We start from the raw sequence: 19491 nt of genomic DNA, 5'->3' as shown, positions 1-19491 counted from the left end.
TCGGAGAGTTCTACAGTTGTAATGGCTTTCCCCGACACTGTACGAAGTGTCGATACCGCCGGGCTGCCGCCCGCTACTGGTTTGTTACCCCTCTCCGACATTCTCGTCCGGGCGTGTCGTGGGCATCGGGTGGTCGGCGGACCGCTGCTGTGGTTCGCGCGCGACCTGGCCGTGCTGCACGAGAAACGGGTGGTCGGGCGCGGCGGACGGGTCGACACCGACCCGGAAGTACTGCGCGAAATCGATTGTCGCCGTGGTGAACTGGTGCTGGCGATCGACGACTGGGTGCTGCGTGCGGTACCGCAGCACCGGCTCGGCGCGACGCTGCACACCGAGACCGTCGGCGCGGTGATCGACCGCATGGCCGAGGCATCGGTGCGTGCGCACCACGCCCTGATGACGTTGGCCGCCCACGACGAGATGTTGCACTGCGCGTGGCACCACCTGGCCGAACTGGCCGACGCCTACGACGATCTGGTCCGTGACGTAGTGGCCGGGCGCAGACGTTTGCCCGCGTGGTGACTCAGCTCGACGCGCTCACCACGCCCGCGTTGTGCACTCGTGGGCGTGGTGCGTGTCAGCCGAGGCGGTGATGCTGTGCGCCGAACTCGTCGGCCACCGTGGCGGCCAGTTCGACATAGGCGCGCTTGGTGCCCTTGTGTAGGCGGTGCAGGTCGATTTCGGCGCCCTCGGAGAGGTGTTCGTCGAAGGGGATGATGTGCACCGCCCGGCAGCGGGAGAGGAAATACTCGCGCAGCTGCTGGATGCCGACGTTGGGTGAGCCCTCGCGGGGGAGGTTGATGACGACCACCGCGTTGCGGACCAGGTGGTCGTGGCCGTGCAGGGACAGCCAGTCCAGGGTAGCGGCGGCGCTGCGGGCGCCGTCGATGGCGGCCGAGGAGATCAGCACCAGGGAGTGGGCGAGGTCGAGGACGCCGCTCATTGCCGAGTGCATCAGGCCGGTGCCGCAGTCGGTGAGGATGATGTTGTAGAAGCGCTGCAGGATCCGGGCCACGGCCCGGTATTCCTCGTCGTTGAACGCCTCCGACGCGGCCGGATCACGTTCGCTGGCAAGCACTTCCAGGCGGCTCGAACCCTGGGAGGTATGCCTGCGCACGTCGGAGTAGCGCTGGATCGACGGGTCGAGCAGCAGGTCGCGCACGGTCGAGCGAGTCTGGATGGCGACGCGTTGTGACAGGGTGCCGAAGTCGGGGTTGGCGTCGACGGCGATGACCCGGTCGCCGCGGATCGAGGCGAAGATCGAGCCGAGACCGGTGGTGGTGGTCGTCTTGCCGACGCCGCCCTTCAGCGAGAGCACCGCGATGCGGTAGTCGCCACGCACGGGTTGGCGGATGCGGGCGACGAGTTCCTGCAGGCGCAGCTCCTCGGCGGACATGCCGGGGTTGATCGCGCCACCGGACACGTGGTGCACGGCCTTGCGCCAACCGCTGCCCGGCGCCTTCTTGGCGCGCTTGACCGGGACATTGTCGAGTGAGGGCTGGTAGCCGTGTGGCTGTGCGCCCCAACCCGGTTGACCATAAGGCTGCTGGCCCTGCTGGTAGTTGCCCGGCTGCTGGTACTGATGCGGTGCTGCGTTGGGCTGTTGGTACTGCTGTGCGGGGGTGCCGTCGGGCAGGTACTGCGGGCCCGGTCCGTTGGGCTGCTGATACTGCGGCATGGGCGTGCCGTCGGGCAGAAACTGCGGGCCCGGTCCGATCGGCTGCTGATACTGCGGCGCGGGCGTGCCATCGGGCAGAAACTGCGGGCTCGGTCCGTTGGGCTGCTGCGGTATGGGCGTGCCGTCGGGCAGGTACTGCTGGCCGGGGCCGTGGGGCTGCTGTTGCGCAGGAGGTCTGTCGGGCTGGTATGGCTGCGACGGACCGTTCGGTAGGAACTGTTGTTGCGCAGCCTGATTCGGCTGTCGGTACTGGGGATTCAGGCTGCCGTCGGGCTGATACTGCTGTGCCGGTGAGCCGTCTGGGTGCTGGTGCTGGGTGGGAGCAACCGCGGGCCGCTGCTGCGCCGCACCGTCTGGTCGCACCGCGACACCATCGGGCCCGTAGGTGGGCAGGCCGTCGGGCTGTTGATGCTGCGCCGGGGTGCCGTCGGGACGCGGATACGGCGAGACGGCATCGGCCGCCTGCACGAATTCGCCCGAGCGGTAACCGGTTTGCGCGGCGCGTGCCTGCTCCGGCGCGGGCGCGCCACCCTGCCTGCTCGCGTGTTCCTCGCCCGGCACCCGACCCTGCAGCCGCGGATCGTCGGACCGGAACACCTCGGTCCGCCCATCCGGCGCATGCACCGGCGCGACCGGCGTTGGATCGCCGGGAACCGAGTTGTACTGCGTCGCAGAGTAAGTCGAAGGCTGTGCGGTCTCGCCTGAGGCATACGGCGATCGCTGCTCCGCGGACTGCTGCGAAGCGACGGATTCACCGGAGCTGTAGGGAGACCCGTGCGGTGCCGCGGATTCGCCGGTGGCGTGCGGAGATCGGCGACCCGTCTGCGTGGCATCCGGTTGCGGGTCAGGACCCGTGGAGTCCGCCGACGTCGAGGGCGACTCGGCTGCGAGAGCAGGTGTCGGCGAGGGCGTGCCGTCGGCGAACGGATCCCAGGATGCCTGCGGTTCGACGGTGGTCGCGGGGGTTTCGGTGGTGTGCGGGGTAGTGGTCGCGGGCGCGTCCTCGTCGGGCATCGACCATCCGCCGACCGCATGACGCGCGCCGGTCGACGGCGACTCCGTCAGCTCGGCGGCCGCGGCGGTTGTCGCCGAAGCTGACTCGGGCGCACCGGTTGCCTGCGTCGATGGCGCGGCCTGCTCGATCTCGTCGGGCGACATCGGCCGCGATCCGGAGTCGGACTGCGGCACCTCGTGAAGAGAGGAAGCCGTCTCATCGTGAGTAGGCGCGGTCGGTGTGCCGGTCGCGGCTTGCCGGTGCTCGTCGCGGGGCGGCACCGGCTGCGATACCGAGTCGGCGGGCTGCTCGATGTCGCGGTCAGGGGCGACAGACTGTGGCGGAGCGGTCAGGCGTGGCGGGGCCTGGGTCGGCCGGGCGGGTGGGTCCGGCAGGGGAGGAGGTGGGGGGAGGTCGGGGCGCTGTTGGGTCGGGCCGAGCGGGGTGAAGCCGTTCGACGGCGGGGCCGGGGTGCGCGTCGGGAGGGCACCTGCGCCGTGCTCCGTCGATTCGGCGGGCGGTGCCGGCAGTACCGGCCCCGCATGGGTGGGTGCGGCGCTCGTCGGCGAGAGTGCCGCCGCCCCTGACTGGCCGGTGTTCCACGGCCCCGAGTCGCTCGCTGCGGGACCTGGGGTCGCGGACGGTCCATGGGCGTTCGACAACGGTGTCGCCTCGGTCGGCGACGGCGCGTTCGGCGGCGGTGCGAGCGGGTTCGGCGTAGCTTGCCAGCCCGCGCTCGGCTGCCCGGGCAACTGGTGCGGCGTCGCATCGCGGCCTGTTTGCCGGGGCGGGGACGGCTCGTGCGGTGGCGCCGACTGCTCGCGGCTCGGCGGCTGTGGGAAGTCGCGGCCGGGCTGTTGCTCGTAGGTGGGCTGCTGGCGTGGCTGTTCTTCGTTGCGGTGCTGCCGGTGGGAGGGGCCGGGGATCAACGGGTCCGCGGGCGGCGGGGTGGCCCAGCTGGACTGGTGCGTCGGCTCGGCAGGGCGTCGCGGGTCGACGGGTGGCGCGGACTGTTGAGCGGCCTCTTCCTCGGCCTTGCGGCGGCGCCTGCCCTTTTCCTTACGCGGAGCGTCGTCGCCACGGCCCATGAAGCGGCGGCGTTTGGGTGCCTCGTCGATCTCGTCGTCCTGGGGCAGATTCTCGACCGGAGCCTCGTAACCGACCTGTGTGACGTCGCTCTCCGACAGCCACGGCGGCAGCATGGGGAGGCTGTCGTTGTTGCGGCTCACCGGCACGCCTCGCTCACCAGGGTCCCCCGATTCTGATCGACCCACTTATCCGACCTCGTGGAGTTTACGCGACAACCACGACAACGTGGTGGGCGCCTCAACTCTGGGCACCGACCCTGGAACGCCCGCCGTCAGCCTGCCGGATCGGGGAGAGTCGGCCCGTCGATAGCGCAGCGCGAGGCCTGATCGAGGTGTACGGTTCGGGGCACTTTTGCCTCTGGCCGCCAGGCCCGGTAAGCTTGAGCGGCGGTGCACCTATGCGCCGACTGTTCGCATGCATGCCGACCGTTCGTTGTCGGCCGTTGCGAGTGAACAGCACGGTAATCAAAACTCAGGTTGAGCGTAACCGGGATCGCGGAGGATATGGCGAAGAAAGACGGGGCCATCGAGGTCGAGGGTCGAGTTGTCGAGCCGCTGCCCAATGCGATGTTCCGGATCGAGCTCGAGAACGGTCACAAGGTTCTCGCGCACATCAGCGGAAAGATGCGGCAGCACTACATTCGTATCCTCCCGGAAGACCGTGTGGTCGTCGAGCTGTCGCCGTACGACCTCTCACGCGGCCGGATTGTCTACCGCTACAAGTGATGCCTGCCGACGTCGCGAGCCCTGTCGGCGCGCGGCGTCGCACAGTGTCCCGGCGAGCCACGCTCCCCGCGCGAGCGGGGATGAGCCCGGGACGCACCCCAGACTTCCCCAGTCCTCAGGCTGGGGAAAAACTGTGTTCACACCACCTGTGTGGACCAATACAAGATTGGACTGACGTGAAGGTTAATCCGAGCGTCAAGAAGATCTGCGAGAAGTGCAAGGTGATCCGCCGTCATGGTCGGGTCATGGTGATCTGCGACAACCTGCGCCACAAGCAGCGTCAGGGCTGATCCAGCCTCACCACCGGGCACCGATCGTCTGATCGGACTGACCGAAAGAAGCACTCCCAGCTCCAGCGCGTACGCACGTGTGCGCGCCATCCACCGGCACGGAGGCCGGTGCCCCCATTTTGTACACGGGGGGACGGACGGGGAGCAGACCTCCGAAACCATTAAGGAACCTGCCACATGGCACGTCTGATGGGCGTTGATCTCCCGCGCGAAAAGCGCATGGAGATCGCGCTGACCTACATTTTCGGAATCGGGCGCACCCGCGCCACCCAGATCCTGGCCGAGACGGGCGTCAGCCCGGACCTGCGCTCCAAGGATCTGACCGACGACGACCTGGCCAAGCTTCGCGAGTTCATCGAGGCCACGGACTACAAGGTCGAAGGTGACCTGCGCCGCGAGGTGCAGGCCGATATTCGTCGCAAGATCGAGATCGGCTGCTACCAGGGCATCCGCCACCGTCGTGGCCTGCCCGTTCGTGGTCAGCGCACCAAGACCAACGCGCGTACGCGCAAGGGTCCGAAGAAGACCGTCGCCGGCAAGAAGAAGTAGGGATAGCGTATGCCTCCGAAGAGCCGGGCCGCTGGCCCGAAGAAGACTCAGAAGTCGCGTCGCCGGGATAAGAAGAACATCCCGCACGGCCACGCGCACATCAAGAGCACGTTCAACAACACCATCGTCTCGATCACCGACCCCGAGGGCAATGTCATCTCGTGGGCGTCGTCGGGTCACGTCGGTTTCAAGGGTTCGCGTAAGAGCACCCCGTTCGCCGCGCAGCTCGCTGCCGAGAACGCTGCCCGCAAGGCGCAGGAGAACGGCGTCAAGAAGGTCGACGTGTTCGTGAAGGGCCCGGGTTCGGGCCGCGAGACCGCGATCCGTTCGCTGCAGGCCGCAGGCCTGGAAGTGGGCTCGATCTCCGATGTCACTCCGCAGCCGCACAACGGTTGCCGTCCGCCCAAGCGGCGTCGCGTCTAACAGCGGGAAAGGAAAAAGCTTAAAATGGCACGTTATACAGGCCCCATCACCCGCAAGTCGCGTCGTCTGCGCGTCGACCTCGTCGGAGGCGACCAGGCGTTCGAGCGTCGTCCTTACCCGCCCGGCCAGCACGGCCGCGCGCGGATCAAGGAATCCGAGTACCTCATGCAGCTGCAGGAGAAGCAGAAGGCTCGCTTCTCGTACGGCGTCATGGAGAAGCAGTTCCGTCGCTACTACGAAGAGGCCAACCGCCTCAAGGGTAAGACCGGCGACAACCTGCTCCGTCTGCTCGAGTCGCGTCTGGACAACGTCGTGTACCGCGCCGGTCTGGCTCGTACCCGTCGTCAGGCCCGTCAGCTGGTCAGCCACGGTCACTTCATCGTCAACGGTGTCAAGGTGGACGTCCCCAGCTACCAGGTCTCCCAGTACGACATCATCGATGTCAAGGAGACCTCGCTCTCGACGCTGCCGTTCCAGGTGGCTCGCGAGACCGTCGGCGACCGTCCGGTTCCCGGTTGGCTGCAGGTCGTCCCCGGCCGCCTGCGCATCCTGGTGCACCAGCTGCCCGAGCGCGCGCAGATCGATGTGCCGCTGTCCGAGCAGCTCATCGTCGAGTACTACTCGAAGTAATCGCTCAACGGTGGGGGTCGCTACGCGGCGGCCCCCGCAATCACTGATTAGGCATCAAATAGTGGATGCCCTGACAGGAAGTAGATCTCCATGCTGATTTCCCAGCGTCCGACACTGACCGAAGAGGTTGTGGCGGAGAACCGCTCGAAGTTCACCATCGAACCCCTCGAGCCGGGCTTCGGTTACACCCTCGGTAACTCGCTGCGTCGTACCCTGCTGTCCTCCATCCCGGGGGCTGCGGTCACGAGCATTCGCATCGACGGTGTCCTGCACGAGTTCACCACCGTCCCCGGCGTGAAGGAAGATGTCACCGACATCATCCTGAACCTCAAGGGCCTGGTCGTGTCCTCCGAAGAGGACGAGCCGGTCACCATGTACGTGCGCAAGCAGGGCCCGGGCACCGTCACCGCTGGTGACATCGTCCCGCCTGCCGGCGTCATCGTGCACAACCCGGACATGCACATCGCCACCCTGAACGACAAGGGCAAGCTCGAGATCGAGCTCGTCGTCGAGCGGGGCCGCGGTTACGTGCCCGCCGTGCAGAACAAGGCGACCGGTGCGGAAATCGGCCGGATCCCCGTGGATTCGATCTACTCCCCGGTGCTCAAGGTGACCTACAAGGTCGAGGCCACCCGTGTCGAGCAGCGCACCGACTTCGACCGTCTCATCCTCGACGTGGAGACCAAGAACTCCATCACGGCCCGGGACGCGCTGGCTTCGGCCGGTAAGACCCTGGTCGAGCTCTTCGGCCTGGCCCGTGAGCTCAACGTCGAAGCCGAGGGCATCGAGATCGGCCCCAGCCCGGCCGAGGCGGATCACATCGCCTCGTTCGGTCTGCCGATCGAGGACCTGGACCTCACCGTCCGGTCCTACAACTGCCTCAAGCGCGAGGGTGTGCACACGGTGGGCGAGCTCGTTGCCCGCACCGAGTCGGACCTGCTCGACATCCGCAACTTCGGCCAGAAGTCCATCGACGAGGTGAAGGTCAAGCTGCACACGCTCGGCCTCTCGCTCAAGGACAGCCCGGCGTCGTTCGACCCGTCCTCCGTGGTGGGTTACGACGCGAGCACCGGAACGTGGAGCGACAGCGGCACGTTCAGTGATACCGACGGCGGCGAGCAGGACTACGCCGAAACCGAACAGCTTTAATACGCCCAGGAGAAACCCACAATGCCCAAGCCCAAGAAGGGCCGCCGGTTCGGCGGCTCGGCGTCGCACCAGAAGGCGATCTTCGCCAACCTGGCCACGGCGCTTTTCGAGCACGGTCGGATCACGACCACCGAGGCCAAGGCCAAGGCGGTGCGTCCCTACGCCGAGAAGATCATCACCAAGGCGAAGGCCGGCAGTCTTGCCGACCGTCGTGAGGTCATGAAGGACATCCGTAACAAGGACGTCGTCCATGTCCTGTTCGCCGACATCGGCCCCTCGTTCGAGGGTCGCGAAGGTGGCTACACGCGCATCACCAAGACGCTGCCGCGTAAGGGTGACAACGCGCCGATGGCCGTCATCGAACTCGTCCGCGAGAAGACCGTGACCAACGAGGCCGATCGGGCCCGTCGTGTCGCCGCTTCGCAGAAGACCGAAGAGGCTCCGGCCGCTGAGGTCGTCGATGAGACCGTCGCCGACGAGACCGTGGCTGATGCTCCGGCCGCCGACGAGGCCACCGAGGACAAGAAGGACGCCTGATTCCCAGGAGTTCTGCCGAGCCCGTCACCCTTCGTGGGTGGCGGGCTCGGTTCTTTCTGCGCGACTTCAGGAGGACGAGATGACTCGGGTGCGGCTCGGGATCAGTTATGACGGAACCGATTTCACCGGCTGGGCGCGTCAGCCCGGGTTGCGCACGGTGCAGGGTGTGCTCGAGGAGTCGCTGTCGAAGGTGTTGCGTGAACCGCTGCAGTTGACGGTCGCCGGGCGCACCGACGCGGGTGTGCACGCCGAGGGGCAGGTCGCGCACTTCGACGCGGAGTCCGAATTCGACGCCGACAAGTTGATGTACCGCATGGCCAAGTTCCTGCCCAAGGACGTGCGGATCACCGAAATCCGCACCGCCCCTCCCGAATTCGACGCCCGATTCTCCGCGATGCGCCGCCACTACGCCTACCGGCTCACCACCGCCCCCTACGGCGCCCAGCCGTTGCAGGCGCGCGGTGTGGTGGCGTGCAAGCCCGGCGTCGACCTCGAGGCGATGCGTGCCGCCTCACGAAACCTGTTGGGCCTGCACAACTTCGCCGCCTTCTGCCGCCGCCGCGAGGGCGCAACCACCATCCGCGAACTCCAGCGCTTCGACTGGCAACGCGACGGCTATCTGCTCACCGCCTACGTGAGTGCCGATGCCTTCTGCTGGTCGATGGTCCGCAGCCTCGTCGGCGCGGTCCTGGCGGTCGGCGAAGGTCGCCGTGTCCCCGAATGGACCACGAACCTGCTCGCCGAAACGGAACGGTCCAGCTCGGTCACGGTCGCCCCCGCGCACGGCCTGAGCCTGATCGCCGTCGACTACCCCGCCGACGCCGACCTGGCCGCCCGAAATGTCCAAACTCGCGAGACACGAACCGTTCCAGTCGCCGATGGCGGTTGTTGCGGGGAATGATGGAACCGAGAGGGTCGAATCGGGAGTGAGGTAATAGCTATGGTGTTGCCTGCGAGCAGCGGCGAGCACTTCGCCGAGTGGGAGTCCAAGCTGTCGGAAAGTTATGTGCCGTTGGCGGTCGACGCGCAGCGTGACCAGCCCTTTCACGGCCGAATCCAGCGACACCGACTACGCGACTTCGATCTGTCGACGGTCAGCGGGAGCGGACAGCGCATTCGGCGCACCAAACGCGGGATCGCCAGAACCGACGGTGAGTTCCTGCTGGCCTCCATCGTGACCGAGGGATTCGGCCGATTGCATCAGGACGGCAGGATCGCCGCGGTGCGTCCGGGCGAGATGGTCTTCTACGACACCACTCGCCCCTATCACTGGGACATCGAGGGATCGTGGGCGCAGGTCGTGGTCCAGGCTCCGCTGGCGGAGTTGCGAACCCAGATGGGTACCGAGAGTGCCCGCCTGCCGACCGCGGTCACCGTGGCCGCCGACAGTGCGGGCGGAGTGGTGGCCGGGTTCTTTCGTCAGTTGGCCGCGGTGCAGCGGGCCGCACCGGAACAGGCCGCCGTACTCGCCGACAACGGAGTCTCCCTGCTCGCCTCCGCGGTTCGGCTGGCCGCGGGTGAACTGCCAACCGGTGAACCCGCACAGGCGCTTTCCCGGGAGCAGGTACTCGCCTTCATGCGTGCGCGATGTACCGATCCGAGCTTGACCATCGATGCCATCGCCCGGGCCTGCCTGGTATCGCGACGTGGCCTCTATCGCCTGTTCGACGAGGTGGGTGAGGGGCTGAGCGCGGTGCTGCGGCGCATGCGGGTGGAATGCGCGAAAGCCATGCTGGTGGGCGACTCGCTGAAGTCGACGGCGTCGATCGCGGCGTCCGCCGGGTTTTCGTCAGAACGGCATTTCTTCCGAGCTTTTCGCGAGGAGACGGGCATGACCCCTCGCGAGTACCGTCTGGCCGCGGCAGTCGGGTGCCGGTGAACCGGCGGTTGGCACAAATGGTCAGTTGACTGGCACGAAATGACAGTTTGTGCTGCGCGATTCTGAGAGAGAGTGAAACGAAGACACTTACTCCGATGAGCGACAGGGGGCACGATGAGTCAGGTACGCGTAGCGGCGGTGCAAGCTGAGCCGAAGTGGTTGAACTTGTCGGCGGGGGTCGAACAGGTTATCGGGTACATCGACGCGGCCGCCGATGGCGATGCGCAGCTGGTTGCCTTTCCCGAGACTTTCCTCCCCGGCTTTCCGTGGTGGATGTGGCTGAATTCGGTCGACTGGGGTGGGGACTTTCTGGCCCGCTATCTCGCGAACGCACTCACCGCCGACGGGCCGGAACTGCGGGCGGTCGCCTATGCCGCGCGCCGCAAGGGGATTCACGTCGCGATCGGGTTCGCCGAGCGCGCCGGCCGTGAGGTGTTCATGTCGCAGGCGCTGATCGACACCGACGGCAAGATCGCGGTCGTGCGCAAGGCCGATCCGACGGGGCTGGAGCGCACCGTGTTCAGCACTGCCGACGACTGCCTGCTGGTCCGCGACACCGGACTCGGCCGCATCGGCGTCCTCGGTGGCACCGACCATCTGCGTGCCGACCTGCGTGCCCGCATGCACGAGCAACGCGAACAGATTCACATCGCCGCCTGGCCCGGCTTCACCGTGTACTACGGCGAGGACAAGGAGTGGGGCAAGGAACTCGACACCGCCGCCAGCGTGCGTTACGCGATGGACGGCTCGACCCATGTCATCGCTCCGGTCGCGGTCGTGCCGGTGGCAGGCTGGGAGGTGGTCGACGCGCGCACTCCTGACCGGCGCCTGCTGCGCGGTGGCGGTGGCGTCTCACGCATCTTCGGCCCAGGGGGATTGGAACTGGCCACCCCACTTGCCGAGGGACAGGAGGGCCTGCTCTTCGCCGACCTCGACATCCGGTCACCGCGCTCCGGGCTCGGCGAATGCGCGCGGGTCTCGAGTGGCCGAGTCTCCCGTCGCGACCCGGGACGTGCGGTAGTCGCCGAATCGGCGTGACCGTTGAAGCACGGCCCTATCGCAGTGGCACCGAGACGTCGGTGCCCGCTTCACGGGTGAGCCGCGCGTGCACCTTGGCCAGCGTGGGTGTCGGAACGAAACCGCCTGCGAGCAGCGCCTCGCCCTGCCGGAACCAGGGTGCCTGGGCGAGTAGGCCGCTCGGCGCGTATCCGAAGTAGGTGCCGAGTTCCTGGAGGTCGGCTGGTGAGGTCATTTTCATCAGGGCGAGGTTGTCGCACTGGGAGATGATGCCCGGATGCACCTTTGACGGACGCTGGGTCGAAAGCAGGAGCCAGAGACCGAATTTGCGGCCCTCGGCGGCGATCTGGATCAACCGTTCGCGCACGGCGACGGCCACCGGTGATTCGAGTCGGGGCGAGGCGAGGTTGTGGGCCTCGTCGATCACCAAGAGGACCGGGCGGCGTTCTTCCCGTCTGGCCCACAGATCGTCGAGCAGCGACAGGGCGACGACGAGTTGCTGTGCGGGCGTGGCGAATCCGCCGAGATCGAGGACTGTCACGTCCGGGCGCTCGGCGACGATCTCGGTGACCGCACGATCGGCGCCTGCCCACACCTCCCAGTCGAGCAGTCCCAGATTCTCCACTCGCATCGCGAGGCGGCGGCGAGCCGAGGTGTCGACGGAGCGCAAGTCGGCCAGAACGTCGTCGAGCTCGCCGGTCAATACCGCCGAGAGATGGATCAATTCGTTGAACTCTTCCCGGTCGGCCAGCGGATCGAGTTGTAGCACTGCGGCTTTCGATGTCAGTGGCATGTCGATGAACTTCGCCCGCAGGCGATCCGGTGGTTCGGCCTTCGGACGCAGGACGCGAATGTCGCGCTCGCGCAGAGCTTCCGCTGTCGGGCCGGAGGCGCCGGGCACCACCTCACCGATGCGTACGAAGTCGGAATTCGGGTCGAAGATGACGATCGGCAGCGCGGTATGCGCGATCAATTGTTCGAGGACGACGCCGAGGGCATAGGTCTTGCCCGAGCCGCTCTGCCCGCACCAGAACGTGTGCCGGTTGAAGCGGGTAGGGAGCAGTCGAGCCGGGCCGCCGGGCGCGGAGATGCTCTCGCCGACCTCGAGTTCGGCGCCGGTGGTGTGGTGGAGCGCGGCGACCTGGTCACGGTCTGCCGGACTCACCTGTCCGCCGTCGAAGGCATGACTGGCCCTGATGTCGATCCCGCCGTCGATGAGTTCGCCGATCAATCTGCCGCGCAACCCGACCGGCACCGTCGCGCTGCGTTCTTCGACGAGTGCGAGCTGCCTGCGCCCTTCGCAACTGACCACGATCAGGGATCCGGCGGAAAAGGGACCGCTCGCGGCGTTGTCGACGACGAACGAGCGGCCGTCCTCGGAGCGCGCGGACAGAACGGCGGAAGCGGCAGACATGGGCGTGTCCTCCCGGTGATGCGTCGACGAGCATCCTGCTGGCAACCATCAGTAGAACACGGAGACGGGTTGAGACCCCCGAACCGGTATGGTCGCTGTGCTCACAGCGAATCTCGGGCTGGTCATTCGGTGGACCGACGGGCGGGACTACATCAGGATCTGACCAGGCGGGCGATCGCGTCGGTGGCCTCTTTGATCTTGGCTTCGGCCTCGGGCCCACCGGCCACCGCGGCGTCGACGACGCAGTGCGAGATGTGGTCCTCGAGCAGGCCGATCGCGACGGCCTGCAGCGCTTTGGTCATGGCGGAGACCTGGGTGAGGATGTCGATGCAGTATTTTTCCTCTTCGACCATCCGCTGGAGTCCACGGGACTGGCCCTCGATGCGGCGCAGTCGCTTGAGGTAGTCGTCCTTGGCGGTGATGTAGCCGTGGCCCGCGTGCTCGTCGCCGGTCGCGGTGTCGGGGGTGGGTGTGGTCACCGAAGGTCTCCTCGCCTGCCTGGGTAGCTCGCCTGGCGAACTAATACCCCCCTAGGGTACAGTTTCGCACCGCGATTGTCAGATGGCTGGTCCCGGTGCCGCGGGCGGTCGGCCCTGGCGGAAGAATCGGGTCCATGAGTTCGCTTCCCCGGCCCGCACTCGCCGTTATCGGCGGCAGCGGCTTCTATGACTTCTTCGACAACGACGCGATGCACGTCGAGGTCGACACACCGTATGGCGCGCCGAGTGCGCCGGTCGCGATCGGCGAGGTCGACGGCCGTGCTGTCGCCTTCCTGCCCCGGCACGGCAAGCAGCACGAGTTCGCGCCGCACACCCTGCCCTACCAGGCGAACATGTGGGCGCTGCGTTCGCTCGGGGTGCGCCGGGTGTTCGCGCCGTGTGCGGTCGGCAGCCTGCGCGCCGATTGGGGGCCGGGGACCGTGGCGGTGCCGGATCAGCTCGTCGACCGGACCTCGGGTCGTCCGCAGACCTATTTCGACGGCGGCGGCGTACACGTCTCCTTCGCCGACCCCTACTGCGATGATCTGCGCGCCGCAGCGGTGCGAGCGGCCGGCCCGGCGGCGGCAGGACCCTCAGCAGTAGACACAGTGCAGTCCGCCGGTGATCTTCGGGTGGAGCCTTCCGGCACGATGGTGGTCGTGCAGGGGCCGCGCTTCTCCACCCGCGCCGAGAGTCGCTGGTTCGCCGCGCAGGGCTGGGACCTGGTCAATATGACCGGACACCCCGAAGCCGTCCTCGCCCGTGAACTCGAAATGTGCTACGCGGCAGTCGCTCTCGTCACCGACCTCGACGCAGGCCTCGAAGAGGGCGACGGTGTGCACGCGGTCGACGTGTTCGCCGAGTTCAAGAAGAACCTCGGACCGTTCAAAGAACTCATGCGTCGCGCGGTCACCGCGGTCGATGGCACCGATACCTGCGAGCGCTGCCGCGTGCACGCCGGAGTATCGCTGCCCTTCGAACTGCCATGATCACCCCGTCGCCGCGGTGACCTGCAGCTGAGCGAGCATGAAGGCAGGCTCCGCGCCGCCCCCCGGCAGCGGAGACACCTCGACGTCGACGGTGAGCCAGCCACCGTCGTCCGCGGCCAGACGCAGTCCGCTCAGCCCGGCGCGTGTCGCACCGGCCAGCACCTCGGCGCGCAGCGCGGCGATCCTGGAACGGTCGTCGGGATGCGGGACGGTCCGCTCGTCGACCCCGCGCCATGTCAGCCCCGGCACCGGCTCGGTGACCCACCGCACCGCCCGCACCTGCGCGGTGTCGAGGATGACCAGATACAGCCCCGGCTGGGACTCGCGCAGCAAGTCGAGCGTCGCGGCCTCGAACGACTTGCGTTGCGGGGCAACGCTGTCGGTGACATCGACGGCGACCCCACGCCACGCGATCCGCTGCTCGCCGCCGCCGCTACGCGCGGCCACCAACAATGAACGCGGCCCGATCCTCGAATGCACGGTGGCGACCCCCGACCATCGGCTCCGAGGTTCCGAACGCTGCAGCGCGGCAACGAATTCCAGCCCGTGATCGAAACGCTCGATTCGCTCGAACGGCTCCGCACCGCTGTATTCGGCTGGTGCCGAACCGAAATGGGGCCCGAGCCCGGCTGGTCGGGTGCGCACGATGCGGCGGCGTGCGTCGACCTGGAACGGCGCGACGCTCAGTTCGTCGTCCGGGACCTGCGGCCCCACCCACACCTTCACCGCATGCGGAGGCGAATCCGGCCACAACACCGGCACGGCTCGAAATCGCAACTCCGACCACGAATTTCGCGATTTCGGCAGCATTTCGTCCACCGGTGCGCGCGTATCGTGCGCCGCCGCGATCAATGGTTGCAGCCGGGCGGGAATCGCCCGGTGATACGACGCCCACTCGCGCGGCTTGGTGCCCGCGGTCAGCATCGACCAAGTGTGTGGTGTCCCCAGCGTCTCCACCAGTTGCCAACGTCCGACAATCACGCGCGACCCCCTGCGCCCCATGAATGAAACCCGACAGCCCTATCGTGCACGAGTCGGCCGACGGCTCGGGGACCGGGGCATTCCGGTGTCGATAAGCTCGCGGGCATGAACGCACCGCTGCGGTTGGAGATCATCGTCGCCAGCACCAGGCCCGAGCGATTCGCGCCCGTGGTGGCAGGCTGGCTGGTCACCGCGCTGGGGGAGCGGCCGGATTTCGCGGTGGGTGTACTCGACCTGCGTGATCTAGCGCTGCCGGTCGACCTCACCGACACACCGGAGGTCGGGGCTTTTCGGGCTCGGTTGGCTGCGGCGGACGCGTTCGTCGTCGTCACCTCCGAGTACAACCACGGGTACCCGGCTTCGCTGAAAACCGCGCTCGACAGTGCCAAGCACGAGTGGCGGGCCAAGCCGATCGGATTCGTGTCCTATGGCGGGCTGTCCGGCGGGTTGCGCGCGGTCGAGCAGTTGCGTCAGGTGGTCGCGGAACTGCACATGGTGTCGGTGCGCGAATCGGTGAGCTTCGCCCAGGCCAAGCGCCGCTTCGACAAGACCGGCATGACCGACGACGACGCCGCGATCGACGCCTGCGACCGGATGCTGAACCAATTGGCTTGGTGGGGAACAACTTTGCGTGCCGCCCGCACTGTCGAACCCTATCCGGGCTGACCTGTAGCCGACCGGTCAGGCGCTGGCCATCGCGCGCTGCCCACGCGGCTGACCGATGTAGGTCGACTCACGCGGAATCGAGACAAGCGTGAGGTTCACCCTGGTCGTTCCCGTGCGCAGCACGACGCGGTTGCCGATCGCGCCCGGCTGGAAGATCTCCAGGTCGGGGCGAGAAGCGGGCCAGCCGTTCGGATCACCGGTGAGATAGATCGTGGTGACACCGGCGTGCGGGGCGGGCGCGAGCACGCCGTCGACCACCGTCGCGGTGAAACCCGCATCGGACTGGTGTGTTTCGACCGCGATGGTCAGCCGCTCCGGATTACCGACGGTGGTCACCAACTGCTCCCAGGCCTGCGCCCGGTCGGTGCGAACCAGCACCCGCTCGCCGACAGCGAGCGCGCGGAACACCAGCTGCTGGGCCAGATACAGCTCACCGGCCACGTACACGGTGGAGATACCGGCGCCGACGATCCTGGTGGCGACGCCGTTGCCCTCGTCATCGGAGCCGAGCAGCTGCCCACAACCCGACGACGGCAGATGCAGCGCGCCGATGACGTCGATCGGGTACTCGATGGTGGGGATCGTGTCGTCGACACCGGGCACCGCGATCGGCAGGTGCGCGAGCAGTGCGTCGCGATGACGACCGCTCATCGACACCATGCCCTTGGCCTTGGTCTTCTCCGGCAGCTCACGCGCGGTCAATCGCCATGCGGCACCGACACTCACGGAGTCGGCATCGCTACCGGGACGCAGCCGCACGGCCACCGTGGTGCCCCGCGACGGCGCGACCCACAGCTGTGCGAGCAGATCCGAACCCAGTTGTTTGGGATCCACTGCGGCGCCGATGTTCACGGCGTTACCGATCTCGGCGTACTTCCACCGCTGGCTCAGCGTGCGCGGATCCAGACCGGCGGTGATCTGCTGTACGGCCTTGCGGATCTCCGGCGCGGTGAGGATGCGCGCGTTGCAATCGGCGTCTTCGAGCGTGCGCATGATCCGCTGGGTGGCGATGGTGACCGAGCGGGATGCGCCGTCGGTGCCGCCACCGCGACGAGCCGTGGCGTCCGGGCAGGCCACCGCGTCGAAGCTGATCGCGAGCCACACCGTGCGGTGCGCGGTCGCGGGCAGCGGGCCGAGCAGCGATTCGTAGATCGCGCCCGCCGGCGTGCCGGACCGACTGCGGTGGCCGTGGCTGATGATGTCGATTCCGCTGAGCAGGATGTCGTGCTGGTGCAGGCAGGCGGCCAACTCGGGCAGCGGCAACAGGTGTGAGGCGTGCACGGCGGTGCGGGCGATGCGGGTGAGCCCACCACGCGGCGCCAGCACCTCGACGACGGTGACCACGCGACTGCCGTCCCAGTACAGGCCGAGTGAGCGGCCGTCGGTGTCACGGAAGTCGACGGTGTCGCCGAGGGTGTAGTCGCGCTTGCCGGTGTACCGGCGAATCGTCGAGATCCAGTCGAGGATCGGGCGCTTGCCGAACGGGATCAGCGGCACCAGTGCCACCACGATCGCAATGCCGAGCGACGGCAGCGGATCGAGCCCGCAGATCAGCGCGACCATCCCCGCGATCAGGCCGAGGACCTGCGCGGTGAGTAGGTGCGGCAACGTAATTCGACCGAACAGCGGGCGCGGTCCCGCGCCGGTGAACTCAGCCATTCGTTCCTCCCCCAGGTACCCGATTGCTCATCGGCCGATGGCCGAATGCGAACAACTGCTGCCGGGAACTGTACTGTGTTGCCCGGACGAGAGCACTGTTCGGGGGAGGAACCATGCCTTCAAAACCCACCACGCGCTGGCAGGTCAGCGGATACCGCTTCCTGGTGCGCCGGATGGAGCACGCCCTGGTACGCCGGGATGTGCGAATGTTGCACGATCCGATGCGCGCGCAGACCCGTGCCTACGTGGTCGGACTGGTGCTCGGCCTGGTGGTCCTGGCCGGTTGCGGCATCCTCGCGCTGCTGCGCCCACAGGACAAGATCGGCGACAGCAAGATCTTGATCGCCAAGGAATCCGGCGGCGTCTATGTGGTCGTCGAGAACGTCGTGCATCCCGCGCTGAACCTGGCCTCGGCCCGGTTGGCGGCCGGTGAGGCGTCCAAGGCGGCGATCGTCAAGGAATCCGAACTGGGCAAGAAGCCGCGCGGTCAGCTGATCGGTATTCCTGGCGCACCGTCGTCGATCATGTACGACAAGGGCGGCAAGGGGCGCACGTGGACGGTGTGCGACCAGCTCAAAGCCGACGGCAGTGCCGATCTGACCACGTCGGTGCTGGCCGGTGACCCGAGTCTGGGCGCGAAGGCGTCGAAGGTAGACGAGGGCAAGGCCGTGCTCGTCAAGGGCAAAGACGCTGTTTACCTCGTCTACGACGGCAAGCGTGCCCGCGTGAAAATGGACGATCCGGCCGTCACCCACGCGCTCGGAGTCACGGGCGTGACCCCGCGTCCGATCAGCGAGGGCCTGCTAAACGCCATTCCCGAAGTGCTGCCGATCATCACGCCGACTATCGACAACCCCGGTGCCATCCCGACATACAACGTGAGCGGACACAAGATCGGTGACGTGGTCCAGGTCTTCAACGAGTCCAACCAGAACTATGTGGTGCTCCAGGACGGGCTGCAGCCGATCACGGCGGTGACCGCCCAGATCATTCGTAATTTCTATCCGACGACCATGCCCGGCACCACCATTCAGACCACCGACCGCACCTACGCACCGATCCTGCGCAATCCGCTGAAGGTGCAGGACTATCCGCGTGATCGGCCGACGCTGATCACCGCCAAGGACCAGCCCGTCAGCTGCATGTCGTGGAAGCCGATCGCGGGCGCCACCGACAACGCCGACGCCACTGCGCGCGCCGAACTGACCTTGCTCACCGGCATCGACCTGCCGATCCCGGACAAGGCGAAGTTGGTCGATCTCGCGCAGGCCGACGGTGCGGGCCCCAATGCCGACACGGTCTTCATCCCGCCTGCCTCGGGCGCCTACGTGCAGTCCACCGGTATCGAACCGAACAGTCGTCGCAAGGACAGCCTGTTCTACATCGCTGATACCGGCGTCCGTTTCGGTATCAAGAACGCCGATGCGGTCAAGGCACTCGGCCTCGAGGAAGTCACCGCCGAGCCGGCGCCGTGGCCGATCGTCGGACTGCTCGCGGGTGGGCCGACGATGGGTCGGGAAGAGGCGATGGTCGCGCACGACGGTGTCGCGCCGGATCCGTCACCGGCGAAAAAGCCTGTCGCCGAAGTGAAGTGAGTCAGTCGGGCGGGCTCGTCGAACGTAGTTCGGCGACCTCGGTCCGCAGGGCTTTGACCTCGTCGACCAGTTCGCGCAGCGTGATCTCGGCGCGGTCGGCGGCGTCATCGACCGTCTTGAGTTGTTCGACGACCCAGCTGGTCATGGTGCCGATGGCGAACGAGATCAGGCCGATGCCCAATGTCATCAGGATCAGGGAGACGAACCGGCCCTCGGTGGTCACCGGGTAGACATCGCCGAAGCCGACGGTGGTCACCGTGACCGCCGACCACCACAGTGCGTCGCCGAAGGACTCGATCTTGCTGTCGGGTGCGCCGTATTCGGCGTCGAAGAAGGCCAGGCTCGTCAGCAGCAGGATCAGCACGGAACTCGTGCCGACGAAGGTCACCAGCCGGGTGCGTGGGTGCGTCGCGCGGTTGAGGGCGTCGAGCAGGAGCAGGGAAGCGCGGAGCAAGCGCAGCGGGCGAAACGGTGGCACCAGGACGACCAGCAGGTCGAGTGGGTGCTTGCGCAGGAAGCGCGGCCGGTCGCCCGACAACCACAACCTGACCGTGAAGTCGACGGCGAACACCGCCCAGATCGCGATATCCGCCCACAGCAGACTCGCATCGAGCCGCGGTGACGCGTCGGTGTCGAGCACCCGCCACGCGTACATGATGACGAACACCACCGCGAGCACGATCAACGGCAGATTGGTCGTGCGTTCCCACTGTTGTCGGCGGGTGAGTGGGCGTTCGCTTGTATTCAT

General features: G+C 67.2%; 20 protein-coding genes. 14 read left to right on the top strand and 6 right to left on the bottom strand.

Annotated elements, in window-relative coordinates; translation table 11 throughout:
* Nucleotides 1-21 precede the first annotated feature (21 nt).
* A complete protein-coding gene (locus tag ACLJPD_RS19405) occupies nucleotides 22-522 on the top strand; it encodes a DUF4254 domain-containing protein (RefSeq protein WP_410873827.1) in 501 nt (166 codons plus the stop codon).
* 55 nt (nucleotides 523-577) lie between these two features.
* Here ACLJPD_RS19405 and ACLJPD_RS19400 read toward each other — a convergent pair whose 3' ends face one another.
* Entirely contained in the window at nucleotides 578-3901 is a 3324-nt protein-coding gene (locus tag ACLJPD_RS19400) for an AAA family ATPase (RefSeq protein WP_410873826.1), read from the bottom strand.
* A 363-nt stretch (nucleotides 3902-4264) separates the two neighbouring features.
* Here ACLJPD_RS19400 and infA point away from each other — a divergent pair, with 363 nt between their 5' ends.
* The 10 genes from infA (at nucleotide 4265) to ACLJPD_RS19350 (ending at nucleotide 10981) form a co-directional block, all read left to right on the top strand.
* Nucleotides 4265-4486, top strand: coding sequence for a translation initiation factor IF-1 (infA, locus tag ACLJPD_RS19395; protein WP_003418601.1), 222 nt, complete (start codon nucleotides 4265-4267; stop codon nucleotides 4484-4486).
* A 176-nt stretch (nucleotides 4487-4662) separates the two neighbouring features.
* A complete protein-coding gene (rpmJ, locus tag ACLJPD_RS19390) occupies nucleotides 4663-4776 on the top strand; it encodes a 50S ribosomal protein L36 (protein ID WP_056818299.1) in 114 nt (37 codons plus the stop codon).
* Between the two features lie 177 nt (nucleotides 4777-4953).
* The gene (gene rpsM, locus ACLJPD_RS19385; protein WP_266296680.1) at nucleotides 4954-5325 is read left to right on the top strand and encodes a 30S ribosomal protein S13; all 372 of its coding nucleotides are present in this window, start codon (nucleotides 4954-4956) and stop codon (nucleotides 5323-5325) included.
* A gap of 9 nt (nucleotides 5326-5334) precedes the next feature.
* A complete protein-coding gene (rpsK, locus tag ACLJPD_RS19380) occupies nucleotides 5335-5748 on the top strand; it encodes a 30S ribosomal protein S11 (RefSeq protein WP_019045110.1) in 414 nt (137 codons plus the stop codon).
* A gap of 24 nt (nucleotides 5749-5772) precedes the next feature.
* Entirely contained in the window at nucleotides 5773-6378 is a 606-nt protein-coding gene (gene rpsD, locus ACLJPD_RS19375) for a 30S ribosomal protein S4 (protein WP_410873824.1), read from the top strand.
* A 90-nt stretch (nucleotides 6379-6468) separates the two neighbouring features.
* Nucleotides 6469-7527: a DNA-directed RNA polymerase subunit alpha gene (locus ACLJPD_RS19370; RefSeq protein ID WP_056818293.1), complete on the top strand. Its 1059-nt coding sequence runs from the start codon at nucleotides 6469-6471 to the stop codon at nucleotides 7525-7527.
* Nucleotides 7528-7548: 21 nt separating this feature from the next.
* On the top strand, nucleotides 7549-8064 hold the full coding sequence (gene rplQ / locus ACLJPD_RS19365; RefSeq protein WP_410873822.1) for a 50S ribosomal protein L17: 516 nt from the start codon (nucleotides 7549-7551) through the stop codon (nucleotides 8062-8064).
* Between the two features lie 88 nt (nucleotides 8065-8152).
* Complete coding sequence (gene truA, locus ACLJPD_RS19360; RefSeq protein ID WP_410874499.1) at nucleotides 8153-8965, top strand: tRNA pseudouridine(38-40) synthase TruA; 813 nt, start codon at nucleotides 8153-8155, stop codon at nucleotides 8963-8965.
* Between the two features lie 39 nt (nucleotides 8966-9004).
* Nucleotides 9005-9943 (top strand): helix-turn-helix domain-containing protein, encoded by a 939-nt coding sequence (locus ACLJPD_RS19355; protein WP_410873821.1) that lies wholly within the window; start codon nucleotides 9005-9007, stop codon nucleotides 9941-9943.
* Between the two features lie 114 nt (nucleotides 9944-10057).
* Nucleotides 10058-10981 carry a nitrilase-related carbon-nitrogen hydrolase gene (locus ACLJPD_RS19350; RefSeq protein ID WP_410873819.1) on the top strand — a complete coding sequence of 308 codons (924 nt, stop codon included), beginning with the start codon at nucleotides 10058-10060 and terminating at the stop codon, nucleotides 10979-10981.
* Between the two features lie 16 nt (nucleotides 10982-10997).
* On the opposite strand, the gene ACLJPD_RS19345 is transcribed toward ACLJPD_RS19350, so the two are convergent.
* The gene (locus ACLJPD_RS19345; RefSeq protein WP_410873817.1) at nucleotides 10998-12374 is read right to left on the bottom strand and encodes an ATP-binding protein; all 1377 of its coding nucleotides are present in this window, start codon (nucleotides 12372-12374) and stop codon (nucleotides 10998-11000) included.
* Between the two features lie 152 nt (nucleotides 12375-12526).
* On the bottom strand, nucleotides 12527-12853 hold the full coding sequence (locus ACLJPD_RS19340; RefSeq protein WP_410873815.1) for a metal-sensitive transcriptional regulator: 327 nt from the start codon (nucleotides 12851-12853) through the stop codon (nucleotides 12527-12529).
* A gap of 134 nt (nucleotides 12854-12987) precedes the next feature.
* On the opposite strand from ACLJPD_RS19340, the gene ACLJPD_RS19335 reads away from it, so the two are divergent.
* The gene (locus ACLJPD_RS19335; protein WP_410873813.1) at nucleotides 12988-13842 is read left to right on the top strand and encodes an S-methyl-5'-thioadenosine phosphorylase; all 855 of its coding nucleotides are present in this window, start codon (nucleotides 12988-12990) and stop codon (nucleotides 13840-13842) included.
* Here the strand turns inward: ACLJPD_RS19335 and ACLJPD_RS19330 are convergent, their stop codons facing one another.
* Nucleotides 13843-14844, bottom strand: coding sequence for a GAF domain-containing protein (locus tag ACLJPD_RS19330; protein ID WP_410873811.1), 1002 nt, complete (start codon nucleotides 14842-14844; stop codon nucleotides 13843-13845).
* 84 nt (nucleotides 14845-14928) lie between these two features.
* On the opposite strand from ACLJPD_RS19330, the gene ACLJPD_RS19325 reads away from it, so the two are divergent.
* On the top strand, nucleotides 14929-15489 hold the full coding sequence (locus ACLJPD_RS19325; protein WP_410873809.1) for an NADPH-dependent FMN reductase: 561 nt from the start codon (nucleotides 14929-14931) through the stop codon (nucleotides 15487-15489).
* A gap of 15 nt (nucleotides 15490-15504) precedes the next feature.
* On the opposite strand, the gene eccE is transcribed toward ACLJPD_RS19325, so the two are convergent.
* The gene (gene eccE, locus ACLJPD_RS19320; protein ID WP_410873807.1) at nucleotides 15505-17148 is read right to left on the bottom strand and encodes a type VII secretion protein EccE; all 1644 of its coding nucleotides are present in this window, start codon (nucleotides 17146-17148) and stop codon (nucleotides 15505-15507) included.
* Between the two features lie 113 nt (nucleotides 17149-17261).
* Between eccE and eccB the strand changes: the two genes are divergently transcribed.
* A complete protein-coding gene (gene eccB / locus ACLJPD_RS19315) occupies nucleotides 17262-18743 on the top strand; it encodes a type VII secretion protein EccB (RefSeq protein WP_410873805.1) in 1482 nt (493 codons plus the stop codon).
* 1 nt (nucleotide 18744) lies between these two features.
* Here the strand turns inward: eccB and ACLJPD_RS19310 are convergent, their stop codons facing one another.
* Nucleotides 18745-19491 (bottom strand): potassium channel family protein, encoded by a 747-nt coding sequence (locus ACLJPD_RS19310; protein WP_410873803.1) that lies wholly within the window; start codon nucleotides 19489-19491, stop codon nucleotides 18745-18747.

The sequence above is a fragment of the Nocardia sp. A7 genome (assembly GCF_046549215.1).
In the GTDB taxonomy this organism is placed as follows: Bacteria; Actinomycetota; Actinomycetes; order Mycobacteriales; family Mycobacteriaceae; genus Nocardia.
Note: the sequence above shows the minus strand (reverse complement) of the source record. Positions and strands in the feature narration are given on the sequence as shown.